Origin of the sequence: Pantoea sp. alder81 (genome assembly GCF_020179835.1) — a bacterium.
Classification (GTDB): Bacteria; Pseudomonadota; Gammaproteobacteria; order Enterobacterales; family Enterobacteriaceae; genus Pantoea.
Genome location: NZ_JAIUDA010000002.1, coordinates 519673 through 537314 on the forward strand (window position 1 = coordinate 519673; position 17642 = coordinate 537314).

Here is a 17642-nt window from a genome sequence, read left to right on the forward strand (position 1 = left end):
AGGGGCGGATAATCCGCCCCTGAGTGTTACTTAGCTTTTAGTTTCTTTGCCGTATTCGTAGTTGTAGTAGTCGTAGCCATAACCGTAGGCATTCGACGCTTTACGTACCACGGCGTTAAGGATGACGCCTTTAATCTCAATACCGTTCTGCGCGAAGCGCTTGTAGCTGACATCCAACTCTTTGGTGGTGTTGGTTTCGAAACGCGCCACCATCAGCGACGTACCGGCCAACTTACCGATGATGGAAGCATCGGTGACCGCCAGAATTGGTGGTGTATCAATCAGCACCAGGTCGTAGTTCTTGCTCGCCCAGTCCAGCAACTCGCTCATGCGACGATGCATCAGCAGTTCAGACGGGTTCGGTGGCACCTGACCGCGTGGCAGGAAATCAAAACCGTACACGCCTTTCTGAATCATCGTCGGTGAGAACTCGCTTTTACCGGACAACACATTGGAGAGACCCAATTTGTTTTCTGAACCCAGCAGCTCATGGGTATAACCACGGCGCATGTCACCATCGATGAACAGCACACGCTGGCCTGCTTTCGATACCAGAGTCGCGAGGTTGGCACAGATAAAGGTTTTACCAATACCTGGGCTGGCACCCGTAATCATCAGAATGTTGTTTTTGGCTTCCATCATCGCGAAGTGCAGGCTGGTACGCAGGCTACGAATCGCTTCTATGGAGAGGTCAGTCGGATTACCCAATGCCAGCAGCGTATTGTGTGGGTCACTCTTCTCTTTGTGACCGCGACGCGCCAGAGCTTCGGTATCTTTCTTACGTTGCCATTCTGACAGCGGTACGCTGGCATAGACGTTCATGCCCAGCTCTTCCAGCTGCTCAGGGTTCTCAATACCGTGGTGGAACAGCGCTTTCAGCAGCACCAGACCCACAGAGAGCATCAGACCCAGAATAAAGCTGGCAACGATAATCAGCAGTTTCTTCGGTGCCACCGGGCTACCGGCGGTTTCCGCACCGTCAATGATGCGCACATCACCCACGGTACTGGCTTTGCTGATGCCCAGTTCTTGCTGGCGATTCAGCAGCTGCATGTAGATTTCCTGACCTGACTGCACATCACGGGTCAGACGCAGAATTTCCTGTTGGGTTTGCGGCATACCGGCAATTTTTTTGTTCAGTTTTGCCTGCTCGTCTTCCAGGGTTTTGCGTTTTTCCAGCAGCGCGCGGTAAGTCGGGTGATCTTTGGTGTAGAGCTGAGACACTTCGGCTTCTTTGAAGGTCAGTTCATTCAACTGGCTCTGCACGCTAACAGATGAATCGAGCGCCGATTTCGCTTCCAGCGACATATCTACCGATTCATTCTGGCGGCGATAGGCGTTGAGCTTGTTCTCCGCATCATCCAGACCGGTGCGAACCTGTGGCAGCTGTGTACGCAGGAACTCAAGGCTCTTCTCAGCCTGCTCAGACTTGCGGTCCACGTTCTGCAGCAGATAGTTATTCACGATCTGGTTCAGTACACGACTCGCCTGCTCGGGATCTTCATCCTGGAACTCAAGGCCCAGCACACCGGTGGTTTTACCTTTGTCGGCAACAGTCAGTGCGCCCAGCACGTTTTTAATCGCCTGCAGGTCGCTCAACTTGGTGACGTTGAAGCTGGTGCCTTCGTCAGCCTGAATGCCGCTAACCAGCATGGTGACATCACCGTGCTGCTCCAGCTGACCCACGCGGCCTTTGAACAGCTCATCGCCATCTTTGGTGACGGTGTAGGTCTGTGGGCCGGTCACTTCCAGCTCGACGGTACGCTTGTCGATTGACTTAGGGATTTCCAGACGCGAGATGGCAATTTGCGCTGGCTTATTGCCCATCAGGCGAGATAAACCTTTACCAATCACCGGGAAGTAATTCTGCTGCACCACGGTGTCCAGACCGAGGTCATTGACCGTTTTACCCAGCACCATACGCGATTCAACAATCTGAATTTCCGTATCAGATGCTGGCGTGGTTGGCAGCACATCCTGCAATTCATTCAGAACAGAAGCGGTATTCTTCTGTTCTACCTGAACCATGGCGTCAGCGCTGTAAATAGGCGTTGCAAACAGTGTGTAGAGCGTTCCTGCCAGCATGAAGAAGGCGGTAACGGCCACAATGATCCAACGATGATCAATCAGCTGTCCCACAAGATGCGCCAGATCCCATCCATTCGAATCTTCTTTTGGCGCGGTCATAACCTTGTTTTTAATATTCATGGATATTCCCAACTATCGGCTTAGTACGTTTACCCATTTCTGGGTAGCGTTTTCCAGTAACCCGTAGACCTCTTCAAAGGCCTCGCGACTTTTTTTGTACGGATCCGCAATTTCCTGTTGGTTGAGCCAGTGCCCAAGCAGCATGGTTTTTCCGCGAGCGGCTGGGTCGATACGATTCACCTGCTCAACGTGGCGCTTCTCCATTACCAGAATCAGGTCATAGTCGCGGCACATACTGGCCGTTAACTGCTGAGCATGATGGCCTTCCAGCGACACGCCGTGTTTGGCGGCGACATCGCTGGCAGTCTGGTCTGCCGGATAGCCCTTCAGGGCACCGAGCCCTGCAGAAGCCACCCGGGTTTTAGGCAGCGCGCGCTGGAACAGACGCTCCCCCGTAGGAGAGCGGCAAATGTTGCCGACGCAGACGACTAACACGGACTTGATCATGATTGAACCTAGTCAGACCAATTGCGGAAACGCAGAGCTGCGGAGCTTGCATCGTCGACACCAACGATGGTCGGCAGCAACCCGGAAATCACACGGTTCCAACGGGTAATTGGTGTAGCGGTGACGTAGACGATGTCGTACGGCTCCAGTTGGAATTCAGTGCCCATCACCATTGACGCCGCATCTTTGGTATTCAACTGATAGATGTTGGCGATCTTGGTGCGGTTGGCACCGCGAATAGGACGAATAACGAAGACGCCGGTGGCATCAGAAGTGGTTTGATCCATCCCTGCCGCATTGCCCAGCGCTTCCGCCAGCGTCATGCCGCTGCGGTCCATCTTCAGCGTAGACTGCTGTTTCACTTCGCCCATGACGAAGACTTTCAGGTCATCGTTACGCGGGACGTAGAGAATATCGCCTGGATACAGCAGATGGTTCTGGCTCAGGTCGCCGTTTTGCATCAGCGCCTGCAGTGAAATACGTTGCTCTTTGCCCTGATGCGTCAGCACCACGTTACGCCAGTCAGCATCGGCGGCTAAGCCACCGGCGGCGTTAACGGCATCGAGCACGGTAAGCGGTACGTTGGTAATCGCCTGCTGTCCTGAGGTGGTCACCGAACCGGTCACGTAGGTTTTCTGTGAGCGGAACGCTGCAATATTGACATCAACCTGAGGACTTTCAATGTACTGGGCAAGACGACGCGCAATTTCAGAGCGAATCTCGGTTACCGAGCGGCCTGCTACACGGACTTTACCAATGTACGGGTAGAAAATAGTGCCATCTGCCTGTACCCAGTTACCGGTGTCACTTGAGCTACGATATTGGCCCGCTGGTGTAGTCAATTCCGGGTGGTCCCACACGGTGACGTTAAGCACGTCGCCGACGCCCACGCGATATTCGTAGCTCTGAATTTCGGTTTGCAGCGCCGGATTGGCCTGTGCAACCAGTGGCTTCGGTCGCATCTGTTCAACCAGACGCGGCGTCAGCGGGAAGACGTTTACATATTTATCGATGTCAAAGTTGCTATCCTGTTGCTCAATGACATCTTTTCCGCCAGTGGAAAGGTGCGAACCTGGTTCAATGGTGCACCCGGAGAGAAAAGTCGCGGATACCAGTAAAGGTATCAATTTAATTTTCATTATCATCTGATTCTTCGCTATCAGTTAATGATTGATAGAGGCGAAAACGCCGCTGTGTAGCGTCTTATAAAAAAATAAAACTGACGGGTTAAACACTGAAACTGTGGGTCATTATTATTCGCTCCCTTGGTTTTTATGTTGTCACCGTGCCCTGAGACGACATCAAGTAAAGTCGGTGATTACCCTGCCGGCAAATCACCGACTCTATTCAGGCTCGATAGTGGCAGTTGTCAGTTAAGGCACTCCCAGCACCGGCACTTCAGACGGGGATAATGATTTCGTCCCCTGCCCTTCATCTATCAATAAGCGCCATCGCGTTTCAGCACGACACCCACTGTCTTAAACAGGATCGCGATGTCATTCCACAGCGACCAGTTTTTGACATACCACGAATCGAAATAGACGCGCGTTTCATAGTCAACATCGTTACGACCGCTGACCTGCCACAATCCCGTCATGCCTGGCTTCGCCATCAGGTAATAATCAACATCACCGGCATAACGACAGAGTTCGTCTTCAATTACTGGACGTGGGCCTACAAGGCTCATGTCGCCGCGTACCACATTCCACAGCTGCGGCAGTTCATCCAGACTGGTTTTACGGATGAAGTGGCCAACTTTGGTAATACGCGGGTCGTTCTTCAGTTTGAAATCTTTATCCCACTCGGCGCGAGCGACGGGATCGGTGCGCAGCACTTCTTCCAATACCTCTTTCGAGTTGATCACCATCGAGCGGAATTTAAGGCATTTGAATTTACGGCCGTTCATGCCGACACGTTCGTGCCCGTAAATCGGCGGACCGCCGTCGCGTCCAACCATAAAGCCGAGAACCAGCAACGCCGGTGACAGCGCAAGAATGATGCCGAGAGCGCCAACAATATCGAAAGCACGTTTCAGGAAGCGAGAGGTGCGTTTCGCCAGATTGTTGTTCACGCGCAGGATCATCACTTCATGGCTGAAGATGTAAGCCATGTCGGTGCCGTACAGCGGTACACCGCGCAAAGTAGGAATCACAGAGACTGAACGGCAGTTGTGCATCGCCAGCATTTTCAGCCAGTTGTCGCGATGATGACTCTGTTCAAACTCCACCGCCACGATGAACTGGGTTTCGCTGTGCGTCAGATGCCACAACTCTTGCTCATTGTGCAGCACCGGTACGCCAGAGATGCTGGCCTGCGGACAGCTGCCATCCACATCGAAGAAGGCAATCACATCAAAACCCATCACCTCTTCACTTTGCAGCGCCTGCCAGGCTTCCTGCGCATTACGGCTGCTACCGATGATGATGGTTTGTTTTTTCCACATACCGAAGTGATTCAGTACGCGCTTAGAGATGGCGCGCGCCAGTGGAATTAAAATCAACGCCAGAATCCAGGTCGTGACCCAGACAAAGCGCGACAGCTGCCATTGCGATAATGCTGAAATTGACAAATCGATGACAGAGAAAATAAGAATGGTACGAAATATCTCTTTCAGCTCAAACCAGAATGGCTTGCGATAGGTGTAATGACGCAGGCGAACCCAGAACCAGCCTACGCAAATAACGGATAGACAAACATGGGTGGCGATTTTTAAGTGCAGGTATTTTTCAGATATATCTGCCAGTGGAGAATCTGTGAACGAATTAATCACCGCCAGAGCAATAAACAATGCCGCGTTGAAACAAATTAAATCCGAGCACGCCAGTAAAATTTTAGTGAGGAGACTTTTATATGTAATTTGGTTATCGCGCATATTTAACTCTTTTATTTTATTTCCCTAATCCCTAACGCCTCTGCCCTGTGTAATAAATGAGCGATATATCCACTGCAAGCGGGGAGGCAATCTGCGGCAAACGCTCCGATGTATATGCCAATTCTCTTTTTAGTAAAGCCAAAGAATTGCAATAAATACCAACAGATTAGTCTGACTTCCCTTGCCATGATGGCTGGCCTAATCTGAACGGAGAAAAGCACTTCAGGCACGCTACCGCCCTTGGCTGTCGCTGCCAATACCGCTGCAATCACATCTATTTTTATCGTGATCACTGAGATTATTCTTAGCCAGCGGCAGGCTAATCCCGTGCACGATCACAATTCACAACATTAAGAAGCTAAACAGCGCGCTATTAACAACATCGGCGCAGACATTTACTAACACGTTGCTATACTAGTTATTACTGGCTTGTTTACAAGTAGGCCCCGTGTCCCCTGCACTATTTTAGGAAAAAGACTACCAGCCATAAGTATTGATGCCATCCCTTTCAGCCCATTCCTGTGTAAAATTCAGAATAATTCGATACTCACCCTCAGACGACTTCGTATTAAAAACGTACGCAGGCCTGTGAAGATTAGAATTAATCGTCACTATCACGTTACGGTGAAGTTTATCCATACTTTCATCTTATCGACGAAATGCGTTTTCTCAGAATATGCCTAAAACCCAGGGCAATCCGCTGATATAGCGCGTTGAACCCCATTTGTACCTTGCCTGCCGATTAACTATCATCAGACAAAACGCATTTTCAGACATTCAGGTGATGAAAGCATGATGGAGTGGATCCTTGATCCGTCGCTCTGGGCAGGATTAGTGACGCTAATCGTTCTCGAGCTGGTGCTGGGTATTGATAACCTGGTTTTTATTGCCATTCTGGTGGAAAAGTTACCGCCTGCGGCGCGTGACCGTGCGCGCGTGATCGGTTTGCTGTTGGCGTTGCTGCTGCGACTGGTGTTGCTGGCCTCGCTTTCCTGGCTGGTGACCCTCACTCAACCGCTGTTTACCCTGTTCCAGCACAACTTCAGTGCGCGCGATATGATGCTGCTCTCCGGCGGGTTGTTTCTTCTTTATAAAGCCACCACGGAACTCAATAGTCGTCTGGAGGGTAGTGACGAAGAGAGCGGTCAAAGTAAGAACGGTGCTAAATTCTGGCCAGTGGTCGCGCAAATTGTGGTGCTGGATGCCATCTTCTCGCTCGATGCGGTGATCACGGCCGTCGGCATGGTGAACGAGCTACCGGTGATGATGGCGGCGGTGACTGTCGCCATCTTGCTGATGCTGCTGGCGAGTAAGCCCCTCACACGCTTTGTGAATGGCCATCCTACCATTGTGATTCTCTGCCTGAGCTTCCTGCTGATGATTGGCTTCAGCCTGGTCGCGGAAGGCCTCGGCTTTATTATTCCGAAAGGCTATCTCTACGCGGCGATTGGTTTTTCAATATTGATCGAGATGTTTAATCAGCTGGCGTTATTTAATCGTCGCCGCTTTCTTAACGCCGGACGCCCGCTGCGCCAGCGCACCTCAGAAGCCGTATTGCGCATTCTGCGCGGTGAAGCTCAGCGCGCCGAGCTGGACGCCGATACCGCTTCATTACTTAGCGACAGCGAGGAAGGGGCATTATTTAATCGCCAGGAGCGGCGTATGATTGCCCGCGTGCTCGGACTGGGGCAACGGCATATCAGCAGCATCATGACGTCACGCCACGATATTGAGCACATCGACCTGAGTGAAGATCCGGCCGCGATTATGACCAAGCTGGATAACAATCAGCACACCCGCATTCTGATTACCGAACAAGGGCGGGACCCGCTCGGCGTGGTACATGTGATTGATTTGCTGCATCAGTCGCTGCACAGCCATTCGCTCGATTTACGTTCACTGGTAAAACAGCCACTGATCTTTCCCGAACGCCTGACCTTGTTACAAGCACTGGAGCAATTCCGTCACGCTCGCACCCATTTTGCCTTTGTGGTCGATGAGTTTGGATCGGTGGAAGGCGTCGTCACCCTGAGTGACCTGATGGAAACCATCGCCGGGAATCTGCCGAATGAAGGCGAGGAGATTGATGCGCGCTATGACATCCAGCCCTTACCGCACGGCGGCTGGGTGGCGAACGGACATATTCCTTTAGAAGATTTGGCCGCCTATGTGCATTTACCGCTGGATGAGAAACGCAATTACCACACGCTGGCCGGATTATTGATGGACAGTCTACAGCACGTGCCTGAAGAGGGTGAAGAGTTACAGGTGGGGGATTATTTATTGCGTACGTTGCAGGTGGAAAATCATCGGGTACAGAAAGTGGAAATTGTGCCCACGGCAGAGTTAGCACAGTAACTGCGCCACTATACCTGATGAACACAGGCATAGCGGCGTATAGCGGGATTACGGCTGTTTCGCTGGCGCCTGCTGGCGATCCAGCCAATCGTTAAGCCGCGACTTCGCTTCACTCTGCAACTGCTGGCGCACCACATCATCAACCGGCAGTGAATACTGCAGATTGTTCCAGCCACCGTACATCCGCAACGGAATCGACTGGTCGTTGAGCAGACCCGCTAACTTATCGTCACCTTTCCAGCCGCGCAGCATCATATTAATGGTGACGTCGAGTTGCTGGTTCACCACATCGATAGTGCCTTTGGTCTGCACCGCCAGGCGGTTGCTGCCACCCTGCAGATCCGGCATCACAACCTTGCCCTGATTGAGGCTAATACGGCCGCTCAGCTGCTGAATCCCCTGATCGTCCGGCTCATCATTGGTTACGCTATTACTGACGCGCGCCACGGCACGGCGCACCATCTGTTGCAGATTAAGCTGGGCAAGTTGCAAATTGGTGGCCTCCAGCTCGGCATTACCCTGCCAGTTACGTTTCGCTTCGTCCACACTCAGGCCCGCACCGCTGAGGTCGCCCTTCAGGGACACCGTGCCTTGCAAACTCTCTGGCAGTTCAAGCGCTTTCATCAACGGCGCAATGGCGATGTTTTCGATCTCCGGCTGCAAGGCGACTTTGGTCACCGGCTGGCGGATATCAATGCTGCCTGGAATCGAGAAGTGCCCGTCGCCAAACTTGCCCTGCAGTTTGCTCAGGGTCATCAATCCTTCCTGATTGCTGGCATCGATCTGCAGATTACTGAGCGTCAATCCGCGCCACACGCTGGAATCCGCAGTCAGGCTCAGGTTCAAATCCATCAGATTCAACGGCGAGTCAGCATTAGTGCGCGTGCGCGGTTCAGCAATCACCGGCGTACGCGTCACGCTGGCATGCTGCGGAGTGCTGGCATCGTTGACGGGCGCACTGGCCATCAGATTATCGAGATTCAGTGTGGTGGCATGTAAAGCCAGATTGAGCTGTTGCGGCAGGGTTATACGCCCCTCGGCACTGCCATCCAGCGTGCTGTCATTGGCCGTCAGCTGCATCTTTTGCAACGAGAACTGCTGTTTATCGGCGTTCCATTCACCCTGTCCGCTCAGCGCACCTTTAATGCCCTGTGGCGGGAGGTTAGCACCGTCCAGCGCGTAGTCCATCTCATCAATCTGCCCCACCAGCCGATGCGGGTACTGCGCCACATTCATCTGGCCTTTAAGGTTGACGCTGACATTGCGCTGATTTCGAGAAATACGCGTGGCGAGTTCGATGCTGGCATTTTTGCTGGCATCCTGATCAAGGTTGAGATTGAGATTACGGAAGTTATATTCATCGCCGCCGGGTTGCTGCCAGATCAGCAGACTATCGGCGAGGCGCAGTTTTGCGATATCGAATGACCAACCATTATTACGCGTCACCACGGGTTCCGCGTCCGTGGGCGCAACCGGTGAGCCACTCGGTTTCTGAGCGGCGCTGTCAGGCGTAACCCGGATCACCGCGTTTTTCAGCATCACCTGGCTGACGCTTAACTGGTGCGACAACAGCGGCCAGAGATTGACATCCAGACGCATATTTTCAGCAGTGACCATCGGCTGACTGGCGCCGGGTGCGGTGAGGCTCATGCGACCGGCGAGAATGCTGAGTTGCGGCCAGACGTGCCAGCGCAGGCCACCGCTGACTTCAAGCTGATAACCGCTACGCTGCTCTACCTGCTGTACCATATAGGTACGGAAGTCGTTGGGATTGACCAGCAATACCAGTGCCGTCATGCCCGCCACAACCACCACTAACAGGATGGCCAGCGTCGTTATCACTCTTCTCATAATCCCTCATCACCGTGATTCTTCATACTGCAGCGGCGTTGGCTGCGCTCATTTACCCCAGTCATACTCAGATGCCAGCGACCGGAGATTCACTCTCTTACCGCCTTGCCGCACGTTGAATCATTTGGGCGAACATCAATCTTTGTCGATACGGCTCGCGTCGGCACCCTGCTGACCGCGATATTTTGCATCTTCGCGGCGGTTATAAGGGCGTGCCGCCGGGCCAGACAATGGCTCAAAGCTCAATGCACCGATCAACATGCCTGGACGCAGTGCCAGCGGCAGCTTACCGGAATTGTAGAATTCCAGCACGATGCGCCCTTGCCAGCCCGGATCGATACGGTGCGCAGTGACGTGTACCATCAAACCCAGACGCGCCAATGAAGAGCGGCCATCCAGCCAACCTACAAGATCATCCGGAATCGTGACCGATTCCAGCGTCACTGCCAGCGCTAATTCGCCCGGATGCAGGAAGAACGCTTCCCCTTCCGGCAGCACAATCTCATCGCTCATTACGCGATCCAGTGCGGCGCTAACTTCGTGTTTTGGACCACTCAAATCAATAAATGGCGCAGTGTGACCACTGAAGGTGCGGAACTGATTGCCGAGGCGCACATCCACGGTAGCGCCATTAATGCGCTCAACCGGTGGGCGCGGTTCAATCGCCAGTTTACCGTTGTCGAGCCAGGCTTCAATGTCGCGATCGCATAATCTCATCGCTGAGTCTCCATGCTTTAAGTGTAGCGAAAGGTCGCCACTGTTGTGACAACCTTCACGCGTCACGTCCATCCGGACGCAGTATTTTCAAAGATATTGGTTAATCTTGGCTTTGAGAATATCGATAGCGATGCGGTTCTTCCCGCCACGCGGCACGATAATGTCAGCGTATTGCTTGGATGGCTCGATAAACTGCAGGAACATCGGACGTACGGTCTTCTGATACTGACTCATCACCGAATCCATCGAACGGCCACGCTCATTCACATCGCGCTTCATACGACGCATCAGGCAGATATCCAGCGGGGTATCGACGAAGATGGAGAAATTCATCTCCTGGCGCAGACGCGCATCGGTCAGCAACAGAATGCCTTCAAGGATAATCACTTTTTTCGGCTTGAGATGAATACAGTCACTGGTGCGCGTGTGCTCGACGTAGCTGTAAACCGGTAACTCAATATCCTGACCCGCCTTTATCGCGCGCAGATGCTGCAACAGCAGATCGTGGTCCATGGCGCTGGGATGGTCATAGTTGGTTTTCACCCTCTCTTCCATGGTGAGGTGGCTCTGATCTTTATAGTAGGCATCTTCGGGGATCACACCGATATGCTCGTCACCGACCTGGTCACGGATTTCACGATAGAGCGTGCTGGCGATAAGACTTTTTCCGGATGCGGATGCACCTGCAATGCCAACGATCACGCACTGATGAGACTTGTCAGTCATACTTTTTTAAGACCTGATAACTGGAGCCGATTGCAGCCAAAACCGCAATGGGCCGATTGAGAGGGTTAGTTGGCGGCAATTATAGGTATTTCACCGGTTTGATGCCAGAGAAATGGGCCTGCCGCTTTTCAGAATATCCCCTTTTGCAGCCAGACGCTTAATCGATACACTGTTCTCCTGCCCGAGTTGTGTTCCACTCTGGTTGACTCAATAAAGCCCAAGGAAAAATATGAGTTGGAAAACCCTGACCTATTTTGGTGACAGCATGTTGCTGATCCCGACCGCAGTGATTATCGCGCTGGTCTTGCCGTGGAAAAGCGACAACCGCCAGACCGTCTGGTATTGGCTGCTCGCTTTTGGCCTCGCGGGCCTGCTGGTCAGCCTGTCTAAAATCCTGTTTCTCGGGTTTGGCATTGGCAGCGCCAGATTTAACTTCACCGGATTCAGCGGCCACAGCGCCATGTCAGCGACGCTTTGGCCAGTAATGATGTGGCTGGTTTCAGGTCGCTTCCCGACCTTTTGGCGCACACTGACTATCGGTATTGGCTATCTGATTCCGATGATGGTCGGCTTGTCACGACTGGTGATCCACGCGCACTCCTTCAGTGAAGTGCTTACCGGCCTGATGCTGGGCTTCACGTTGAGCAGCGCCTTCCTGGTGACGCAACGCCGCACCGCATTGAAAGGTTTTAGCCTGGCGCAAGTGTGCGTTGCTCTACTGGTGCCGCTGGTATTGATGAGCCATGGCCGCGTTGCCACTACCCAGCAATTTCTTGAACGTTTTTCCGCTAATCTTGCTGGATTAGAAAAACCCTATACCCGCGCCGATCTGTTTCGTAATTAGCTTTTTTTAGTCAGGGCCAAAACTTTCATCGAATCAGGGCTAAACTAGATTCTGCGCAGACATCTGATGCAGATGTGCTAGCATGCAAAACAGAGAATGATTGGCGCATTTTTCGACCTGTAACGAATGCGCGCTGCTGGATTCGTGCATGACCCTCGAAATAGTGACCTCACAGGATAGACCGCAAAGTAAATGGCTTAATGCGCTGTTTCTGGGAGCGTTGGCCTTTTTACTGACGCTGTTTTGTCTCGAACTGATTGTCATTAGCGGACGTATTTCCCCGCTCTGGTACTCCACCGCCCTGATGACGGTGGTGGTATTTCGTGCCCCCTCAAAACATGTTCCGCTGCTGCTGCTCAGCTGTGTGATTGGCACTTCACTGGCCAATTTAATCGTCATTGGCCCGGCGCTGAGTAACCTTAAATTTGCCATCCTGAATATGGTGCAGGCCATTCTCGGCGGTTTGATGCTGCGCGCGCTGCTGGATCGCAGAAATCCCCTAAACTCGCTGCTCGATTGGGTGCGGTTTGCCGTCTGCGCCGGTTTGATTGCGCCTCTAATTGGAGGGGTAGTAGCGGTCTGGATGCTGCAGGTTGGTCATCGTGCATCCTTGCCCTTCTTTTCTACCTGGGTGATCTCCGAAGTGATTGGCGTGCTGGCGTTTGGGCCGGTGCTATTACTGTGGCCCAACAAGCCGCTGCGTCAGTTGATCACCCCCGGCCGCCATCTGGAAACCCTGCTGACATTGATAGCCACGCTGCTCGCCAGCTATCTATCGCTGCGTTTTCTGCCGTGGCCGTTCACCTTTATCGTGGTGATCCTGTTCTGGTGCGCGGTGCGGTTACCAAAGTTTGAAGCCTTTGTACTGTTCTTTTTGAATGCCAGTTTTATCTCCATTCTGCTGGCTTTTAACTTTGTTAACCTGGCACAAACCGGTTTGTTGCTCGGCCAGGTCAGCACCTGGTTGCCATTCCTGTTAGTGCTGCTCCCCAGTCATGTGATGGCGCTGGTGATGGATGCCTTCCAGCGTGAAAAGCATCATATCAGCGAGAGTGAGACCCGCTTCCGCCATGCAATGGAGTATTCAGCGATTGGCATGGCGTTGGTGTCGCCCAATGGCGGCTGGCAGCAGGTCAATCAGTCGTTATGTCAAACGCTCGGTTTCCCCGCTGACGAACTGAAAAAACTTACTTTCCAGCAGATTACCCATCCCGACGATCTCAATAGCGACCTGCTACAACTTGAGCGTCTGGTGGCGGGCGACATCATGAGCTACACCATGGAGAAGCGCTATTTTCGTAAAGATGGCGAAATCGTTTGGGCGCGTCTGACGGTATCCATGGTGCGCGATGCCGAGCACCAACCGCTCTATTTCATTTCGCAAATTATCGATATTTCTGAACTCAAACAGAGTGAGCAGGTGAATCGCCGCCTGATGGAACGTATCACGCTGGCGAACGAAGCGGGCGGCATCGGTGTGTGGGAATGGAATCTGCTGACCGGTGAAATGCTGTGGGACAAGCGCATGTACGAGCTGTTTGCACTCGGTCCGCATCAGGTACCTACTTATGACGTGTGGCTGCATCTGTTAGATCCCGCCGAACGTGAAACCGCCGCGCTGACTGTGCAGCAGGCGATTGAACGGCGTAGCGCTTTCCATATGGAATATCGCGTCAATCTGCCCAGTGGCACGCGATATGTGCGTACCGAGGCTAACCGCATTCTCAGTCAGGATGGTCAGATTGAGCGCATGCTCGGCATCTGCCAGGACATCACGCCACTGCGCGCACTCAATGAAGCGTTGTTCCAGGAAAAAGAGCGTATGTCGATCACCCTGGATTCAATCGGCGAGGCGGTAATCAGTACCGACGATGAGATGCGCGTGACCTTTATGAACCCGGTGGCTGAAACGCTGAGCGGCTGGTCACAGGAAAAAGCGGCGGGAGTGCCTTTGACCGAGCTGTTGAATATCACGCGCGGCACCAAAGGACCGCGCGTTGAAAACCTGTTGCTATGCAATTTGCCGGGCGCAAAAACCTCGCCCGACCTCGAAGAAGAGCTGGTGCTGCACACGCCGGATGGCGCACTTGTTGAAATTCACTACAGCATTACGCCGCTGAAAACCCTCACTGGTGCCAGCATCGGTGCGGTGATGGTTATTCAGGACGTCAGTGAATCACGCAAAATGATGAAGCGCCTCAGCTACAGCGCCTCGCACGATATGCTGACCCGGCTGCCAAATCGTCATAGCTTTGAACAGCAATTAAAACGCATGGTGAATGATGCGGCAGCCAATCTCAGTCAGCATGTGCTGGTGTTTATCGATCTGGATAAATTCAAAGCGGTGAATGACAGTGCGGGACATGCGGCGGGCGATGCCCTGCTGCGTGAACTGGCAGAGTTGATGCAAAAGCACCTGCGCAGCAGCGATCTGCTAGCACGGTTAGGTGGCGATGAATTTGGTGTGCTGCTGCCCAACAGTGACGTTGACCAGGTGCGCGATGTGGTTCAGCGCATTGTCACCTCGGTTAACGAATATACCTTCCTGTGGCACGATCACCCTTATCACGTGGGCGCCAGCGCCGGTATTACGCAGATTGATCAGCACAACTGCATTAGCAATGTGGTGATGTCACAGGCGGATGTCGCTTGCTATAGCGCGAAACATGCGGGCCGTGGTCAGTATCACGTTTATCAGGAAGTTCAAATGTGATCATTGCCAGCCCGCGCTGGCTGCGCTAAAGTCGCCCCCTTTTTTCTGGCATGGGGGATAAAATGTTCATTGGATTCGATTACGGTACGGCCAACTGTTCTATCGCGGTCAGCGATAATGGTACACCGCGCCTGCTGACACTGGAGAACGGTCAGCGCCTGCTTCCCTCCATGATTTGTGCACCCACGCGCGAAGCGATCAGTGAATGGCTGCATCGCCATCACCAGGTGCCAACGCCGGACACCGAAGGCACCGCGTTGCTGCAACGCGCACTGCGTTACAACCGTGAAGAAGATATCGATGTCACGCCAGGCAGCGTGCAGTTCGGTCTGACCGCGCTGAAGCAGTATATGGTGGATCCGGAAGAGGTGTGGTTTGTAAAATCACCCAAATCCTTCCTCGGTGCCAACGGCTTAAAACCACAGCAAATCGCCTTCTTCGAAGATCTGGTGTGCGCCATGATGCTGCACATCCGCCAACAGGGGGAAACTCAACTCGACCGCCCGATTGAGCAGGCGGTGATTGGTCGTCCGATTAACTTCCAGGGTCTCGGCGGTGAAGACGCCAACCAGCAGGCACAGGGTATTTTGCTGCGTGCGGCCAAACGTGCCGGTTTCCGCGACGTGGAGTTCCAGTTTGAACCGGTTGCCGCAGGTCTGGACTTTGAAGCAACGCTAGAGAAAGAAACGCGCGTGCTGGTGGTCGATATCGGCGGCGGTACTACTGACTGCTCAATGCTGTTAATGGGGCCAGAATGGCGCAATAAAACTGACCGCCGTGAAAGTCTGCTGGGCCACAGTGGTTGCCGTGTGGGCGGTAACGACCTGGATATTATTCTGGCGTTCAAAACCCTGATGCCGCTGCTGGGCCTGGGCGGCAATACGCAGAAAGGCACCGCTCTGCCCGCGCTGCCGTGGTGGAATGCAGTGGCGATCAATGACGTGCCGGCACAAAGCGACTTCTACTCTGCGGCCAGCGGCAAGCTGCTGCGCGATCTGATCCGTGATGCCGAGCAAGGTGACAAAGTGGCGCACCTGCTGAAAGTGTGGCAACAGAAGCTGAGCTATCGTCTGGTGCGTGCGGCAGAAGAGAGCAAGATCGCGCTGTCCGAGTTGCCGCAGACTGAAGCATCACTGGCGTTTATCGCCCAGTCATTGCAGGCGGAAATCAGTGCCACGCAACTGGAAGAAGCCATCAACCAGCCGCTGGAGCGTATCCTGGAGCAGGTGCATCTGGCACTCGCAACCTGTGAAACCAAGCCGGAAGTGATCTACCTGACCGGCGGCAGTGCACGTTCCCCGGTGCTGCGTGCAGCACTGCAGCAAGCTCTGCCGGATACGCCAATCGCTGGTGGCGATGACTTCGGTTCCGTTACCGCCGGTCTGGCGCGCTGGGCGGAAGTGCTGTTCCGTTAACCCCGGTTTCAGGCACTCTATCGCGCACCGTTCCGGTGATCACTTTGCTGAACGATGCGCAATGCATTGTGCCGGTAATACGCGAAAAAAATGGCGGCCAATCTGGCCGCCATTTTTGTTTACTTCCGCGAATCAGAAATTAATGTTCGCCGCGATGCCGCCAACAAATGCATCTTTCACTTCACTCACTGCACCCGGTGCCACCACATACTGCAGGTTCGGACGCAGCTGCAGCCATTTGGTCAGCTGAGCGTTGTAATAGATCTCGTAGTTGTATTCCGAGCCATCCTGAATCGGCAGATAGGTTGGGCTGTTGAAATCGGTTTCGCCGTTAGCGTTGTTTTGCTCACGCAGCGAACGGGTATAGGCGCTGTTCACGTGAATGCGCGCTGCACCGACACCGATTTCATCCTGTGGACGCGCATCAAACGGTCCTTTCCAGGTAAAGCTGATGGATTGGTAGTTATCAGTTTTCGAGGTTTTATGGTCGTTCATCACCGCCTGAACCGTCACGCCTAATCCACGGCTGGCATCGCCACCTTGCGCCGTCAGCTGTTGTTGTAACAGCACATAGCCGCCGTAAGCGTGATCCTGGCTCTGATACGCGCCATCGCGCCAGCTGCCGTAGTTATCGCTGTTGGCTGACGAGTAGTAATACCCGATACGGTAGTTACCCGGTAGTTTGTCGGCACCGAAAGTCGGTTTCCAGCCCAGTTCCACCGGCACCATATTGCCTTCAGAGTTGCTGGTATCCAGACGGAAGCCATCGCCGCGATCGTAGTTAGAACTGTTCTGGTTATAGAAGCCGACCTGGAAGAACACTTCCGGCGTGATGTTGAATTTCACACGGCCGCCCCACTGGGATACCGGCCAGTTAAACCAGCGGTCGCCACGCCAGTTACCCGCCTGGCCGCTACCAAAGGCCAGGTTCTGGAACTTACTGTCGAAGTTATCAAAGTCCTCACCCACGGTGACACGACCGGCTTTCAGGTTGACCGCGTCATCAAACAGACCTTTGCTCAGCCAGAACTGCGTCAGGCGCCAGGTTTGCCCGCGACCGTACACTTCCTGCGTTGAAGAGAGCATGCCAGTGCGACGATCGGCGACCTGATCGGAGATGTTCTGCCCATTACGGTCAGTGATGGTCATCTGGAATTGCGCATCCTGCCAGTTCAGCAGTTTTTCCAGATCGAAGTTCGCGCCAAATGCCCACTGATCGCTGTAGCGCATTGACGTATTGGTATCGGCGCCGCCGCCAAGGTTGGACGCGCTTTCCATGGTGTAATTGACGTCGAATTTAATGCCGTCTTTTTCCAGCTGCGTTCGGGAACCACCCCAATCGCCGAACATGTAAGGTGAGTCATAGCTGAATGCATCAGCCGCCATTGCGGATGTACTCAACATCGCAAACATCAGGGTGCCCGCTGCCAGACGGGGCATATGCTGCACTGCTTTTTTTCTGTTCATGATCATTATTCTTTTGTGATGTGA

General features: G+C 53.4%; 12 protein-coding genes. 4 read left to right on the forward strand and 8 right to left on the reverse strand.

Annotated elements, in window-relative coordinates; translation table 11 throughout:
* Positions 1–30: 30 nt before the first annotated feature.
* The 4 genes from wzc to wbaP form a co-directional block, all read right to left on the reverse strand.
* Complete coding sequence (gene wzc, locus LBW88_RS07345) at positions 31–2208, reverse strand: tyrosine-protein kinase Wzc (RefSeq protein WP_224931303.1); 2178 nt, start codon at positions 2206–2208, stop codon at positions 31–33.
* 12 nt (positions 2209–2220) lie between these two features.
* Complete coding sequence (locus LBW88_RS07350) at positions 2221–2655, reverse strand: protein tyrosine phosphatase (RefSeq protein WP_224931301.1); 435 nt, start codon at positions 2653–2655, stop codon at positions 2221–2223.
* Between the two features lie 8 nt (positions 2656–2663).
* Positions 2664–3794 (reverse strand): polysaccharide export protein, encoded by a 1131-nt coding sequence (locus LBW88_RS07355; protein WP_224931299.1) that lies wholly within the window; start codon positions 3792–3794, stop codon positions 2664–2666.
* Between the two features lie 299 nt (positions 3795–4093).
* Positions 4094–5527, reverse strand: coding sequence for an undecaprenyl-phosphate galactose phosphotransferase WbaP (gene wbaP / locus LBW88_RS07360; RefSeq protein ID WP_224931297.1), 1434 nt, complete (start codon positions 5525–5527; stop codon positions 4094–4096).
* A gap of 792 nt (positions 5528–6319) precedes the next feature.
* Between wbaP and LBW88_RS07365 the strand changes: the two genes are divergently transcribed.
* A complete protein-coding gene (locus LBW88_RS07365) occupies positions 6320–7885 on the forward strand; it encodes a TerC family protein (RefSeq protein ID WP_224931295.1) in 1566 nt (521 codons plus the stop codon).
* Between the two features lie 48 nt (positions 7886–7933).
* Here LBW88_RS07365 and asmA read toward each other — a convergent pair whose 3' ends face one another.
* From asmA to udk, 3 genes are all read right to left on the reverse strand, one after another.
* Complete coding sequence (asmA, locus tag LBW88_RS07370) at positions 7934–9736, reverse strand: outer membrane assembly protein AsmA (RefSeq protein ID WP_224931293.1); 1803 nt, start codon at positions 9734–9736, stop codon at positions 7934–7936.
* A gap of 135 nt (positions 9737–9871) precedes the next feature.
* Entirely contained in the window at positions 9872–10453 is a 582-nt protein-coding gene (gene dcd, locus LBW88_RS07375; protein WP_084935026.1) for a dCTP deaminase, read from the reverse strand.
* 87 nt (positions 10454–10540) lie between these two features.
* On the reverse strand, positions 10541–11179 hold the full coding sequence (udk, locus tag LBW88_RS07380) for a uridine kinase (RefSeq protein WP_007888949.1): 639 nt from the start codon (positions 11177–11179) through the stop codon (positions 10541–10543).
* A gap of 229 nt (positions 11180–11408) precedes the next feature.
* Here udk and LBW88_RS07385 point away from each other — a divergent pair, with 229 nt between their 5' ends.
* From LBW88_RS07385 to yegD, 3 genes are all read left to right on the forward strand, one after another.
* Positions 11409–12023: a phosphatase PAP2 family protein gene (locus LBW88_RS07385; RefSeq protein WP_224931291.1), complete on the forward strand. Its 615-nt coding sequence runs from the start codon at positions 11409–11411 to the stop codon at positions 12021–12023.
* Between the two features lie 148 nt (positions 12024–12171).
* On the forward strand, positions 12172–14736 hold the full coding sequence (locus LBW88_RS07390; RefSeq protein ID WP_224931289.1) for a diguanylate cyclase: 2565 nt from the start codon (positions 12172–12174) through the stop codon (positions 14734–14736).
* 62 nt (positions 14737–14798) lie between these two features.
* Positions 14799–16151 (forward strand): molecular chaperone, encoded by a 1353-nt coding sequence (yegD, locus tag LBW88_RS07395; protein ID WP_224931287.1) that lies wholly within the window; start codon positions 14799–14801, stop codon positions 16149–16151.
* Positions 16152–16283: 132 nt separating this feature from the next.
* Here yegD and LBW88_RS07400 read toward each other — a convergent pair whose 3' ends face one another.
* A complete protein-coding gene (locus LBW88_RS07400) occupies positions 16284–17624 on the reverse strand; it encodes a carbohydrate porin (protein ID WP_034824836.1) in 1341 nt (446 codons plus the stop codon).
* Positions 17625–17642: the final 18 nt, after the last annotated feature.

What these genes read in the sequence shown, in the direction of transcription:
- wzc (WP_224931303.1), bottom strand. Translation starts at nt 2,208, where the DNA reads ATGAATATTAAAAACAAGGTTATGACCGCGCCAAAAGAAGATTCGAAT.
- LBW88_RS07350 (WP_224931301.1), bottom strand. Translation starts at nt 2,655, where the DNA reads ATGATCAAGTCCGTGTTAGTCGTCTGCGTCGGCAACATTTGCCGCTCT.
- LBW88_RS07355 (WP_224931299.1), bottom strand. Translation starts at nt 3,794, where the DNA reads ATGAAAATTAAATTGATACCTTTACTGGTATCCGCGACTTTTCTCTCC.
- wbaP (WP_224931297.1), bottom strand. Translation starts at nt 5,527, where the DNA reads ATGCGCGATAACCAAATTACATATAAAAGTCTCCTCACTAAAATTTTA.
- LBW88_RS07365 (WP_224931295.1), top strand. Translation starts at nt 6,320, where the DNA reads ATGATGGAGTGGATCCTTGATCCGTCGCTCTGGGCAGGATTAGTGACG.
- asmA (WP_224931293.1), bottom strand. Translation starts at nt 9,736, where the DNA reads ATGAGAAGAGTGATAACGACGCTGGCCATCCTGTTAGTGGTGGTTGTG.
- dcd (WP_084935026.1), bottom strand. Translation starts at nt 10,453, where the DNA reads ATGAGATTATGCGATCGCGACATTGAAGCCTGGCTCGACAACGGTAAA.
- udk (WP_007888949.1), bottom strand. Translation starts at nt 11,179, where the DNA reads ATGACTGACAAGTCTCATCAGTGCGTGATCGTTGGCATTGCAGGTGCA.
- LBW88_RS07385 (WP_224931291.1), top strand. Translation starts at nt 11,409, where the DNA reads ATGAGTTGGAAAACCCTGACCTATTTTGGTGACAGCATGTTGCTGATC.
- LBW88_RS07390 (WP_224931289.1), top strand. Translation starts at nt 12,172, where the DNA reads ATGACCCTCGAAATAGTGACCTCACAGGATAGACCGCAAAGTAAATGG.
- yegD (WP_224931287.1), top strand. Translation starts at nt 14,799, where the DNA reads ATGTTCATTGGATTCGATTACGGTACGGCCAACTGTTCTATCGCGGTC.
- LBW88_RS07400 (WP_034824836.1), bottom strand. Translation starts at nt 17,624, where the DNA reads ATGATCATGAACAGAAAAAAAGCAGTGCAGCATATGCCCCGTCTGGCA.